The sequence below is a fragment of the Bacillus sp. URHA0034 genome (genome assembly GCF_056280405.1).
This window is the reverse complement of the sequence record NZ_JBWCDK010000002.1, coordinates 6209495-6222789: the sequence shown is the minus strand read 5'-3', so window position 1 is coordinate 6222789 and position 13295 is coordinate 6209495. Positions and strand designations below refer to the sequence as shown.

General features: G+C 37.0%; 12 protein-coding genes and 1 pseudogene. 8 read left to right on the top strand and 5 right to left on the bottom strand.

The features are described from left to right. Nucleotides 1-187 precede the first annotated feature (187 nt). From ACZ9EE_RS32370 to ACZ9EE_RS32350, 5 genes are all read left to right on the top strand, one after another. Complete coding sequence (locus tag ACZ9EE_RS32370; RefSeq protein WP_476032794.1) at nt 188-613, top strand: MarR family winged helix-turn-helix transcriptional regulator; 426 nt, start codon at nt 188-190, stop codon at nt 611-613. Nucleotides 614-881: 268 nt separating this feature from the next. Then, complete coding sequence (locus tag ACZ9EE_RS32365; RefSeq protein WP_476032792.1) at nt 882-1421, top strand: MsnO8 family LLM class oxidoreductase; 540 nt, start codon at nt 882-884, stop codon at nt 1419-1421. Beyond that, on the top strand, nt 1408-1914 hold the full coding sequence (locus tag ACZ9EE_RS32360) for an LLM class oxidoreductase (protein WP_476032790.1): 507 nt from the start codon (nt 1408-1410) through the stop codon (nt 1912-1914). The genes ACZ9EE_RS32365 and ACZ9EE_RS32360 overlap by 14 nt, the downstream gene beginning before the upstream one ends. Before the next feature lie 34 nt (nt 1915-1948). Next, nucleotides 1949-3076 (top strand): NtaA/DmoA family FMN-dependent monooxygenase, encoded by a 1128-nt coding sequence (locus ACZ9EE_RS32355; RefSeq protein ID WP_476032788.1) that lies wholly within the window; start codon nt 1949-1951, stop codon nt 3074-3076. Between the two features lie 93 nt (nt 3077-3169). Further along, nucleotides 3170-4603, top strand: coding sequence for a DHA2 family efflux MFS transporter permease subunit (locus ACZ9EE_RS32350; RefSeq protein ID WP_476032786.1), 1434 nt, complete (start codon nt 3170-3172; stop codon nt 4601-4603). Nucleotides 4604-5257: 654 nt separating this feature from the next. Here ACZ9EE_RS32350 and ACZ9EE_RS32345 read toward each other — a convergent pair. Continuing rightward, on the bottom strand, nt 5258-5941 hold the full coding sequence (locus tag ACZ9EE_RS32345; protein WP_476032785.1) for an MFS transporter: 684 nt from the start codon (nt 5939-5941) through the stop codon (nt 5258-5260). A gap of 238 nt (nt 5942-6179) precedes the next feature. Here ACZ9EE_RS32345 and ACZ9EE_RS32340 point away from each other — a divergent pair. Then, nucleotides 6180-6608 (top strand): annotated as a pseudogene (locus ACZ9EE_RS32340) (hypothetical protein). A 172-nt stretch (nt 6609-6780) separates the two neighbouring features. Here the strand turns inward: ACZ9EE_RS32340 and ACZ9EE_RS32335 are convergent. The 4 genes from ACZ9EE_RS32335 to ACZ9EE_RS32320 form a co-directional block, all read right to left on the bottom strand. Next, complete coding sequence (locus tag ACZ9EE_RS32335; protein ID WP_476032783.1) at nt 6781-7245, bottom strand: hypothetical protein; 465 nt, start codon at nt 7243-7245, stop codon at nt 6781-6783. A gap of 17 nt (nt 7246-7262) precedes the next feature. Continuing rightward, complete coding sequence (locus tag ACZ9EE_RS32330) at nt 7263-8318, bottom strand: DUF3231 family protein (RefSeq protein WP_476032781.1); 1056 nt, start codon at nt 8316-8318, stop codon at nt 7263-7265. A 409-nt stretch (nt 8319-8727) separates the two neighbouring features. Next, a complete protein-coding gene (locus ACZ9EE_RS32325) occupies nt 8728-9705 on the bottom strand; it encodes a M20/M25/M40 family metallo-hydrolase (protein ID WP_476032779.1) in 978 nt (325 codons plus the stop codon). Nucleotides 9706-10101: 396 nt separating this feature from the next. Further along, entirely contained in the window at nt 10102-10314 is a 213-nt protein-coding gene (locus tag ACZ9EE_RS32320) for a hypothetical protein (RefSeq protein WP_476032778.1), read from the bottom strand. Nucleotides 10315-10584: 270 nt separating this feature from the next. Between ACZ9EE_RS32320 and ACZ9EE_RS32315 the strand changes: the two genes are divergently transcribed. Further along, nucleotides 10585-11694 (top strand): lactonase family protein, encoded by a 1110-nt coding sequence (locus ACZ9EE_RS32315; protein WP_476032776.1) that lies wholly within the window; start codon nt 10585-10587, stop codon nt 11692-11694. Between the two features lie 402 nt (nt 11695-12096). Continuing rightward, nucleotides 12097-12969, top strand: coding sequence for an AraC family transcriptional regulator (locus ACZ9EE_RS32310; protein ID WP_476032774.1), 873 nt, complete (start codon nt 12097-12099; stop codon nt 12967-12969). The last annotated feature ends 326 nt before the right edge of the window (nt 12970-13295 follow it).

Below are 13295 nucleotides of genomic sequence, written 5' to 3'. Positions count from 1 at the left end.
GACATTTCAGTGTGAAACAAACTGATGTCGATTAAAGGTTCCATCTTATTATTGGATATATACTTTTGACCTCCGTTCCAGATAAATTCAGCCCGATAAAATGTGAGGAGGTACCTTAAATTGACAACTAAATTTTTCCATGATATAGTTAGCGTGCTAAATACATTTTAGTAGTGGGGGCATACCTATGAACGAAAAGGTTGATTGCGATATTCGTCAGTCGTTAGATAAAATTTCATTTCAAATGCGTCGAGATTATAATGAGAGTCTAAGAGAACTTAATCTTTATGTAGGTCAAGATAATTTACTCGCTCGTTTGTGGTTAGGCGATGGGGTAACACAAATGCAACTCTGTGAACATTTAAAATGCGAACCGCCTACGGTAACAAATATGGTTAAATCATTGGAGCAAAACGGATTTATATACCGCAAACGCGATGAACATGATGCAAGGGTTATGCGAATTTATCTAACAGATAAAGGCAAAGAATTAGAAAAACCGGTTGAGTTTAAATGGAAACAGCAACAAGAAAAATTACTCCATTCAATTTCATCTGAAGAACGCTTAATATTAAGGGAACTTATGAAGCGAATGGAGAGAAACTTGTTCTAAGTTTTCTCTATGTTGATACTTAGCATGCTAAATAATTATTTAGCAACCTAAGTATTAAATAGAAAATCAAAAGAAAATCCGTCTTTGTTGGGTAATTACCAACAAATTAGTTAGCAAGCTAAATATTAGTTTATATCTCCCAAACTGCTGAAATGTGATTGGAAATAAAATCCCTATATGTTCTTTTGGTTATGTTGTGCCTATTAAAAATAAAGTAGAAGAGATACATGAGAAAAAAGAAAAGAGATCGAAAAAGGAGTGTTAGTAAATGGTCAACAATGAACTTAATAATGATCTACAGTTATCTATCTTAGATTTTGTACATGTACATCCTGACAGTAATCCTATTCAAAGTTTAAAAAATTCAACGGAAATGGTTCAAGTAGCTGACAGATTAGGCTATAAGAGATACTGGTTCACGGAACATCATAATACTCCTAGCCAAATCAGTACATCACCTGATTTGTTAAGTCTACACGCAGCTTCACAAACCAAAAATATACGTGTAGGTTCAGGAGGGATTATGTTACCCAACCATAGCCCACTGAAAGTAGCGGAAAACTTTACATTACTTGAAGCACTGTACCCTGGTAGGGTAGACCTTGGAATAGGAAGAGCGTCGGGAACAGATGGATTAACTGCATTAGCCTTACAACGTTCACAAGTATCACTTACTGCAAATGACTTTCCGGAACAACTAAATCAGTTACTCTCGTTTTTTTCACGAAATTTCCCATCTCAACACCCTTTCAAGAACATAATAGTTCCTGGGAATGAATCAATAGTACATATATATGTTGGGTTCTAGTCAGGGTGGTGTACAGTTCGCTATAAATAAAGGACTTGGTTTTGTGTTTGCAGCCCACCTAGCACCAAGATTAGCTATCCCAATGCTTCGTTTATATCGTGAAAATTTCATGCCATCTATTTATATGAACGAGCCAAAAGGCATGTTAGCTATTGGAGTCATTACAGCAGAAACAGAAGAAGAGGCAAAATATTTGGCAGGACCATTGGAATTAATGTGGGCAAGAATGGCAACAGGTTCACGTAATCTTTCATTTCCAACACTAGAAGAAGCCAGTAAGTATGTTTATACATCAGAGGAGGAGGAAGCGCGTCAATATAATAAAGACCGTTTTGTTATTGGAAGTGTAGTCAATGTTGCTGAAAAGTTAAAGCGATTGGCAAAAGAAGCTTTAGTAGATGAAATTATGATTGCAGATTTTTATCCTAGTCAAGAAAGCAGACTAACAGGACACCAATTACTAGTAGAAGCATTTGATCTTAAATCTAAATAGCTAATAAGACTAGAACGAAAAGAAGGTGAAATTAATGAAAGAGAAAAAACAACTTAAAATAGCCGGGACTATAGATGGGGTAGGCTGGAATTACATGGGCTGGCGTCACCCAGATATGCCGGCAAATGCTAGTGAAAGCATTGATTACTATGTACAAAAAGCAAAAAGATTAGAAGAAGGAAAGTTTGATACCATCTTTTTAACTGACGTTAGCCATATTGGACCAGGTATGATTCCTCATTACCTCAGTATGTTTGAAGGTGTAAGTATTCTGTCTGCCTTAAGCATGGTGACTCATTCAATCGGGCTTACTGCCACAATTGCAACTTCCTATGCGGATCCATTCACTGTTGCCCGTCAAATGGCTTCTCTTGATAAAATCAGTAATGGACGAGCAGGATGGAATGCGGTCACTTCTAATCCAGGAGGTTTAGCAAATTATAGTCGCACTCATCTTTCTAAAGCAGACTTGTATCCTATGAAAAAAGAGTTTTTAGAGATTGTCGAAGGTCTTTGGAACTCCTATGAGGATGATGCATTTATACGAGATAAAAAAAGCGGCGTATTCTTTGATCCACAAAAAATGCATGCTCTAAATTATAGAGGAAACTATTTTTCTGTGGATGGTCCTTTAAATATTAGCCGTTCCAGACAAGGAAGACCGGTAATTTTCCAAGCAGGCACTTCTTCGGATTTCATGAATATTGCCTCAAAGCATGCAGACGGTGTATTTCTCCCGGCTGATAATTTAGAAGATGCAAAAGCTTTTAGTCAAGAGCTAAAGAGGAGAGTGGAGTTGGAAGGGCGTTCGTTTGATGATTTCCTACTTACAATTTCACATAATCCGATTGTAGGAAGAACAGAAAGAGAAGCTGAAGAAAAATTCCAGGAACTTCAAGCTCTGATGCCGATATACCGTATACCAAAGCCGAAATTTTTTGGTTCGGCAGAAGAAGTAGCAGATCAAATTCAGAACTGGTACGAGGCAGGGGCAATGGATCTATTACTGATAAGACAGGAGCATCCTTCAGGGTTTGATGACTTTATTGATTTAGTCGTTCCTATCTTACAAGAAAGGGGAATTTTCCGTAAAGAATATGAATCAAACACCTTGCGTGGGAATTTAAGTTTACCTTATCCAGAAAATAGATATTCCATTTGAATAAGAAGAGCAAGAAAATTAAAATGAACTAGTTTATTATATTTTGATTAACTCACTAGTAATCTGACACAAAAAATACAGGGAGATATAGAAATGAAAAAATACAATACACGTGCCATCTTGGCATCGTTGCTTATCTGCGGTTTTGTTGGCATGTTTAGCGAGACCGCTCTAAACATAGCAATGACTAATTTAATGGAAGTATTTCAAATTACAGCATCAACAGCACAGTGGTTAACAACCGGGTTCTTACTGACTCTTGGCATTTTAATGCCAATGAGCGGGTTGCTGCTGCAAATGTTTACGACGAGGCAGATGTTCACAGGTTCACTAATTAGCTTAATCGTAGGTACATTGATTGCGGCACTCGGTTTCAATTTTGAAATGTTGATGTTCGCTAGAGTTATACAGGCAATAGGTATGGGATTGTTGCTTCCTCTCATGTTCAATACCATTCTTGTCATATATCCGCCGGAAAAGCGGGGGGCGGCGATGGGCTTCGTTGGACTTGTTATCATGTTTGCGCCAGCAACCGGACCGACCATAGGCGGTCTTTTAATAGAGTATTTAACATGGCATTATATTTTCTGGTTCTCGCTGCCACTTTTGATTATTGGGTTGTTAATAGGGCTGAAGTATTTGGAAAATGTCACTGATGTCACAAAACCTGGGGTGGATCTACTATCTGTCGCATTGTCAACGATCGGCTTTGGAGGAGTTGTCTTTGGCTTCAGTAAGGCAGGCGAAGGATCTGAAGGCTGGAGCAGTGCAGTCGTGGTTACTTCAATCGTCGTTGGGCTCATCGCGCTGGTGCTGTTCATACTGCGGCAGAACGTCATGCGCGATCCGATGATGAATCTGAGCGTTTTCAAATATCCAATGTACGTCGTTGGGCTGCTTATGGTACTGTCGTGTATGTTGATCATTATGTCGAGCATGATTATCCTGCCGATGTTTCTGCAGACGGGTACAGGACTTTCTGTGTTCACTACCGGACTCATGCTTTTGCCGGGCAGCGCGCTGAACGGTATCCTCTCCCCGCGTATGGGGCGCTTGTTCGATAGATATGGACCGAAATGGCTTGTTATTCCCGGTCTCGTGATCGTTTCAGTCATGTTATGGTTCTTTACTACCCTATCTCCTGCTTCTAAAGTGGGCTTTATCGTGGCCTTGCATATCGGGCTCATGGTTGGGGTAGGCATGATATGGATGCCTGCTCAAACGAACGGTCTAAATCAATTGCCGCCGGAGTTATACCCTCACGGCACAGCAGTCATGAACACATTGCAGCAGGTCGTGGGGGCGATTGGAACAGCGGTCGCAATCAGTATCCTTACTGGTGGTATGGAGAAATACTTGCACGGCTCCTCCGATCCGACCAAGCTAACCGAAATAGCAAACGCGATGACGGCAGGATCACAAAGCGTGTTCTGGTTCACGATGACTATAGCATTAATTGGCTTGGTCATGGCACTATTCATCCGCCGTGTCGTAGTCAACCACAAGGTGGTGAATTTACCACATTGATGTTTTGTCAGCTGCATTCTTTTTAAGGGGGCTTTGGTTTAATTAGTTTAAAAAGGTAGGTCACTTTGAAAATATCCAAAAGGCAAGCATTCGGTCTGTACTCACCTTTTTATCATTATTCATTATTTATAATTTGTGGTCGTTGCTAGACGAATGAAACTCCTGTTTTTTTAAACGGGTGCAAGAGTGGAACAAAGCAACGCAATCGCGTTGCTCTTTTTATTGTTGTTGCCTTGATAGTATACTAAAACGCCATGAGGCGTTCTAGGAAGTAAAAAATGCCTTTGTCTTTTTTGGAACAAAGTAATAACACCTTTAACCAACTAATAAATTCGTCCTATTTCTATTCAAGCGATGAACAAATTAACTTTACTCCTTTAACCTAGCTCTACGAAGATAGAAGCCGTATATGAAACCAGTCATAATGTTAACAATTGAGAAGCAAATAAAAATATTTCGATAAACCATTTCCCAAGATAATCCTTCTTGAATGGTTATGAGTAATGCAGAAATAGTCACTCCGAGACCCGCACCGAAAAATTGCATTAATTGGACGATTCCTATCCCCGAACCAATTTGATTGATGGGCAAGATCCTTGTTATCTCGTTCGAAATACTCGAAGAAATTGCCGTAAAGCCAACGCTAGCAAATATTTAAATGAAAAGGATAAAATAGGGATTTGCAGAAGAGAACCATGCAAATAAGATTGAGGCACTTAATAACAATAACTGTCCAAAAATAATTAAGGGTGCATTCCCAAAACGGTCAATGAATCTTCCTATATATATGCCAGCAACCATGGCGATAATGGCACCTGGAAAAATCATCAGTCCTAGCTCTGCTGGTTCTTTTCCGAATACAGTTGTGAGAATAATAGGCATTAAAAACAGAAGTGAAAAGTTAATGAAAAAAGCAGAACAATTAATAAGAAGGAGCTTTGTATATTGCTTATTTCTAAGTAGGATTGGCGGAATAAACGGTTCTTCCGTCTTATTAAGATATTTCCACCATACCGCAAAAAGAACGACTATTCCTAATAGTATCCCATACGAAAATGTAGATTGAAAAAGTAACAAACCTATTACACTAAGCCCCGTAAGAATAGCACCGAATAAATCGAAATGTCCTTTTTTAATCACCTCATTAGGCAATAATTTTAGGAAGAAAGGAATAGACAGGACAGAAAAAATAGTGACAACGAAAAGATAATTCCATCCTAAATATTGAGTAATCACTCCCCCTAGTACAGGACCTAACCCAAATGCCAAAGAGGCAGCTGAAGCAATAATCGCCATCGCTTTTCCACGCCTTGATAGAGGGATATACCGCCCAGCCATGGAGAGCGTCTATTCCAAGAACAATTCAATTCTTGAGTTTGAATTGGAATGGGAAGCTCAAGGAAATAAGCAATATGGGAGAACAGTTTTTGAAGTAAAGCCAAAATAATTCCTATGATTAGCCACAGAACCTATAAGGCTTTTTTGTTGAACTAACGGTGCAGGTTACTTGAAGAAGGATTTATTTTTTACCATATAGAATTTATCTGTTATACGGGCAACAAAGGAGATAGTAATTATGAGTAAAAGTAAACCAGTTGATGAATTATCCATTGAGGACTTTAAAGAAAATCCGATATGGGAATGGGCAATAGATAAAGAGGAAAATGAAGATCAAGACGAAACGTGGGTAAGACCATCAGAAACAAGAATTTTCACAGAAGAACTAAATGGTTAGATAGTATCAGGGAAATTATCAACAAATGATGGTGAAAAGTTTCCAATGATGTGCAGTCTTGATATTGAAGATGATGAAGTATTTATTAGTTCAGTTGTTTTTTATAACAAAAGAGAAGACGAATACTATGCCTTAGAAGAAGTAGTTAAAAAAATTCAATTACCTTTATCAATAAATATTGGTCTTAAAATCAATGGAAAAAATCAATTATTGAATTTTACAGCAAACAAAGTGGACATTTATAAAAATAATATAAGAACAAATTTCTAATACTTGCTTATTCAGCTAACTGGGTGCTTTTGCCTTTTGCTCAAGATGATGATCGGCTGCGGCGGTCATTTTTTTGTTATTGAACTAAAGTGGCAGGTTAGTTTAAGAGGATTCTGTAAATTACATAAAAATAGAACGCCATTCGTTACATCACAAAACTAATATAGCGTTCTTATTTTATGAACATTATTATGAGTTTTTTTATAACAAACCCAATTAAAACTCCTGGGATTACAAACAGCATTGGTAAAAAAACAGGTCCTAACAATATTCCAAATAGCTTAATCTTGGTCGAATAAATTAAACCAACAGTTACAATGTATGCTGAAAAAACAAAAGGAAGAAACAGAAACGGAGAAATTTCTTCTTTCCCGTTTGCATCCTTTACTGCATCCCACATAGAAAAAAAGTACAAACAGGGATAAAACATTAGCCATTTGAAATTTATTTCTTCAATAGATGTATCAATATTTCCATGAAAGCTTGAAATAATTGCTTCATTAAAGTTAGATTGGATATTTACCAGAAATTCAAGGAATATAAACAATATGCCTTTTATATATTTTTGATTCAGTATTTGTCCAAAACCTGGTAATGCGACAGACCATAACAGTTTTTCAAATGCATTCTTATTCACATTTTTCTCATCCTACTTTAAGTCTGATTCCCTGGTGAAGATTCAGAGATTTTTTTTCTATCCGCAGCTGTAAATGGTTCTTCCATCCACCCATGTTCAATCATCATATTAAGTCCATCATTGTTATACTTTCCAATCACAGGAATAAATGCTAAAAACTCTGCCGCTAGGTCATGTCTCATCATTTGTCCGAGGGCAGCACCCATGTTGGTTAGTGCGACAGCTCCTGCTATTCCCCCGTGAAATAACAAAAGTTTATCTGAAAAAGGGGAACTAGTTGAATCAGTTACTTGTGCATCCATTAACTTAGGAGTGGGCAAGTCCTGATTTGATAAATGTAGGGAAAATCCATTAATTTGTTTACCTGAAAGTTCCGCACCTTCTCGAAAGTATTTTCTAAGCTTCTCTGAAGAGGCAACCTGACTAAAACCTAGCATTATTGATTTACCTAAAATATTAGTATTGATATTAAGTTGTAAATTCTTTATCTCAGGGGCTGTAAGTGGTCTATCTTTTCCAGTTAATATTGAGATAAATGATTTTTTCTCAACAAAATCAACCTTATTAGCATAAGGAATTGTTGGAGGACTTAAATCCATTCCCTTAGAAAGTAATAAATGCGTCCCTCTTTCATACGTTTCTGCTGAATCATTTATATTGTTTCTAAAATAATTCATAATATCTTGTCTAGTTGCATTTCCATAAGAACTACTGTAGATTGTCATGGATATACTTGCCATTTGTGTGATATAAAAAACCATAAACATATCACTGAATAGACGAGGTGCATCTTTTCGAACATCCTGTTCCCCAAAACCAACAGGTATAGGGATTTTTTCCATAGTAAAAATATCACTTATTTGCTTGATATGTCTCCTAGAAAGTGCTATTGCAAATTCCACATAATCTTTAACCTCATCATCTTCTACCACTTGGAGAAAATGTTCGAATACACAAGTAAACATACTATCTCCCTGAAAATTAGCAAATAAATCTGCTAGCTCTGAAGCGGTTAATTTTTTGTTTTGCTGATGTTCCGTAATCTGTGCTTCAACAAATGAATTCTTATCCATCTTGTTCCTCCCTATTTCTTTGTTAAAGGTATTATTCACGTTTATAGGATAAATATTTAAACATCTTCCAAAGGTTAAATTCAGCATAATGTAAAAAGAGACTATAATATAGTCCCTTTTCGCTTTGGTGTTTTAGTGTTGTTGTTATCTTATAATTCTCCAATTTCAGGGGATATTATTCACTAACGGTGTAGGAGATGCTCCCATGAAAATAAATGATTAATCAACCTGAAGTTAATTGAGATTGGGAAGTAATTCACTTAAAGTAACGGGTGCGATAGTTTAACGAGGTGTAGTAATAATCGATTCGACAAACTTAGAAATACTTTTTTATGTCTGAACATGATTGTTAAAATTAAGAAAGGCTGACTCACATTTGAGTGAGGCAGCCTTCCGTTTTGAGGTGGAACTATTTAGAAGTGCTTGTCTTGTCCATAAATTTTAATAGATCTGTTAATAAAACACTAAAGGTAGACAAATGTTCCTGAATTCTTCCTGGATACGCATTTTCGATAAAATCAATCGTATCGTTTGGTGTATGCCAAACTTCACCATGTTCCACTGTTTGAGTATAGCCATCTAAATCGCCGATTTCCCAGTTAGTGGATTCTAAATATCCGTAAGGGATACCCTTTGCTTTAAATGGTGCATGGTCACTCCAATCTCCAGTCGTGCCAGCTGGGTAATCAGGGTTCAGCCCTGGGTTTGTTCCCACGTTTAGTTTTTTCTTTTCTAAAATTGCTAATGCTTGTTCCCGAATGAAGCCCGCTTCGCCTTCATCTCCATAAACAAACATGTTATCACCAACAGCAAGACTGTCCATATTAATCATACCAACCGTATTGTCAATTTCATCGGATGTCATATGATTCGCATAATAGCTAGAACCTTTTAATCCTGTTTCTTCAGCTCCAAATGCGATAAATACAATGGAGTAAGGCGTATTTATATTCTTCAAAACTTCTGCCACTTCTAATAGCACTCCCACGCCTGAAGCATTATCATCAGCACCTCGCCCCACGGAAACGGAGTCATAATGAGCTCCTACGATGATTTGTTTAGCAGACTTTCCAGGTTTATAGGCAATCACGTTAGAAGAAGAAATTTGTTTCCCTCTACTTGTATAAGTAAACGGTTGTACATTCGTCTCAAGCCCAATTCGGTCAAATTGGCCTTTAATATATTGTTCTGCTAGTCTTTCATTTGGACTTCCTGCTACCCTTTGACCGATTTCATACGTAAGGTATTTCATGTGTTCGTAGGCCAATGTACCATCTTTGTGTGCGAGGGTTGGTTGATATGTAATAGTTTGGGCAGAAGCAGCTCCTACAATAGTCAATAATCCAAACAGTAATACCATAAAGGAAAACATAAATTTGCTTTTCACACGATCACTCCTAAAATATTTATATTTTTATATAGTAATATATTCCAATTAGATAAACAATAGATATGTGAGAATTCTCTTTCTAATTATTAAAATTAACATCAAGAACCAATTAACCGATAATATAAAAAAGAACCATCCAAAGAGGGTTCTTTAAGAATTTTGGGGTTTTTAAGAAGCATTGTTAATTAATCCATTAAATTAGCTTTCGACTTTCCCAATCAATTCTTCCTTAAATAATTTTGATTCACCGTTAATTTACTAAATTATCTTAATGTAATCAACCCATAGTTATGATTAATAGACGGGTGCTTTAGTTGAAGAAAGCCACTAATTTATATCAGTGGCTTTTTGTTTGTTTAATGGAAAATCTCTTATTTTAATCACGCCCGGATTCTAATTACTTAATTCCCTTAACAATTCGTGGACAATGTGTTGTTCAAAATCTTGTGGCTTATCCAATAGTATTCCTCTTCTTGATGCAACTGCAATGATTAGTCCTAATTCATAGTACATATTTTTAGAAACTAATCCATTTGAAATCATTTTTTTCACTTCATAATAAAATTGAATCAAAAAATCACTTGGTAATTTTTCATACAAAGACATTTCTGGAAACACCCACTATTCCTACTGTATTAATAGGAATAATACCAAGTAAAACTAAAATTGAAAAGAGTTTTTCACCTGATCCATAAATTTTTCATTATATTGCAGATACTTTTGACAATACAGCTTTATCTTGTTGAACTAACGTGGCATGTTAGTGGGATAAGTCGATGATAGTCCACCTCTGTTTGTAAACCAACTTACAGCCATTTGGGGAATTTAACTGGCTAAAGAATCATATAAAATTATGAAAAGGAGGGGAGCCATAAAATGCAGATATTAAACAATTATTTTCGTGCGCGTACGAGTATGGTGTACATGATGACCAATAATGAAGTAATGAACCAAGTCATTGCCTTTTACAGGGATATGAATGGAATGCTCACCTTTGCGGGTGCCTATCCAACTTATGGTAGAGGTACTGGTACAAAGGAAGTCTCCACTGCAACGGTACAGGATGGTGTCGATCCCCTTGCGTCACAAGGAGCCCTAACTTTGTCCCGTGATGGACGTTTCCTGCTTGCAGTGAACGCAGGCAGCCATAGTATCAGCAGTTTTATCATTACTGACAGTGGTGCACCCGTTCTCGTGGATGTGAAGCCATCAGGAGGTGCTCAGCCCAATACCGTAGATGTGTTTGGTGATCTTGTCTATGTTGCTAATGTAGGGAATGTGGCTAACAATTTTGCCTCCAATATCACTGGTTTTCGCATAGATAATAACGGACGACTTACTCCTATTCCCGGATCCACCCATTCTCTCAGTACTTTCAATGCTCAGCCCGCTCAGGTTCTCTTCACTCGTGATGGTAGTAAAATCCTTGTATCCGAGTTTACTTCAAACCATCTCAGTGTATTCTCTGTAAATAAAGATGGTACGGTTACAGGACCAATCGTTAATGATTCCTACGGTCAAGGACCATTTGGCGTTTACTTTCTATCGTCTGGAATCCTCTTAGTTACGGAAGAAGCATCAAATGCACTTTCATCTTATTCAATGAGCAACGACGGTATCCTTCATGTGATTAGCGGCTCTGTACCAAACGGATATCAAGCTGCTTGTTGGGTTGTAACTACGAGAGATGAACGTTTTGCATACATTACCAACACCTTAAGCGGTACCATCTCCACCTACCGAATCGATCCCAATGGTGCATTGTCGGTAGTAAGGCATATTACCAGTACACCCCCAGGCACAGCACCAGGTCTTCCGATGGATGTTGGAGTGAGTAAAGATGGACGGCATTTTTACACCCTTAACGGAAATCAGGGTACAGTGTCAATTTTTAATATCCAAGATGATGGTAGTCTAGTAAGATTGCAGGTTGTTGCCTGGACTAACTTTCCTTACCTTGGGTCGCAAGGTTTAGCTGTTCTTTGATTCTATTGGTTTCACCATACTGTGTGGGAATAGAAAAATATAGGAGTTGCTAAAACAGGCTGCCGACATACTGGTGGCTTTTGTTATGGGAAAACATAATTGCCAGCGAGATTGTAAAGAAATGTACTTAAACAAACGGGTGCAAGAGTTGAAGAACAGGGAGGGATGCGGCGCTCCTTTTTTATTTGTTGTAATAACGAATAACTAATTGGAGGATTAAGGAATGAATGTTAATACGAAGTGAATTTTAATGTTTAAACAAAGGTTTATCTTACTAGGATTTATTTTATTTGTTTTTACACAATGCAAACTGTTAGAGGATTAAACCGACAAAATGGTGCACATAATGTCGGGCGGATACAGTCAGCTCCTGTTATTCTATTGATGAAAGGAGGTCATATAATGGATTTGCTTAAGAGCATGAATGATGCAATGAGGTATATCGAGGATAACCTCACTAATGAAATAGACTTCAAAGTGGTGGCAAGAATCGCTCATTGTTCTGAATATCATTTTAAACGAATGTTTTCTTTTCTTGCAGGTATTACATTATCAGAATACATCCGCCGTAGACGACTTAGCTTAGCAGCATTTGATCTTGAAAATATTAATTTAAAGATAATTGATATTGCAGTTAAATATGGATACATTTCTCCAGACTCTTTTACTAGAGCTTTTCAAAATTTACATGGTGTAACACCATCAGCAGCAAGAAATAACGGCCAGCAATTAAAAGCCTTTCCACCAATGACCTTCCAATTATCAATTATAGGAGGAAATGAAATGAATTACCGAATCGAACAAAAAGAGGCATATAACATAGTTGGTATCATGAAAAGAGTTCCAATTATTTTTGAAGGAGAAAACCCGGAAATTACAGCAATGTGGAAATCTTTGACTATGAAAAAAATAGAACAATTAAAAAAACTCTCTAATGTTGAACTTAAAGGGATGATTCAAGCATCTACAAACTTTTCTGAAGGACGCATGGAAGAAAAAGGTGAGCTTGATCAATATATAGGTGTAGCAACGACTCAAGAATGCCCTGAAAACTTTTCAAAACTTGTAGTTCCTGCCTTAACATGGGCGATATTTGAATCAACGGGACCTTTTCCTAGTACACTGCAGGAAACTTGGGGAAGAATTTATTCAGAGTGGTTTCCATCTTCCAATTATCAGGTAACAGAAGGGCCCGAAATTTTGTCGATTATAACTGAAGATTTAACTTCACCATCTGTTAAAAGTGAAATTTGGATTCCAGTTTTGAAAAAATAATTTAATTTTGGATCACTGAGCTGTTTTGGACAGCTCTTTTTTTATTCTTAAGAGATGGGATGATTGTGAATAAATCACTTCAACAAACAGGGGCAATAGTTGCAGATAAGGCTGTCATTTAGGCAGTTTTTCTTTTTGCACTAAATGGCAGGATAGCTGAAGAAGACCTTAAAAGATTCTTGTTTTTTCCGCATTGTATTAAAAAATTTATGATTATTGTTTGCATCTTTCATAGTGATATGACCATTAATTGACTAAATCAATTAAATTGATTGACTAAATCAACTAAATGTCATAAGATATCGTTAATGTTAAATAGTCTGAAA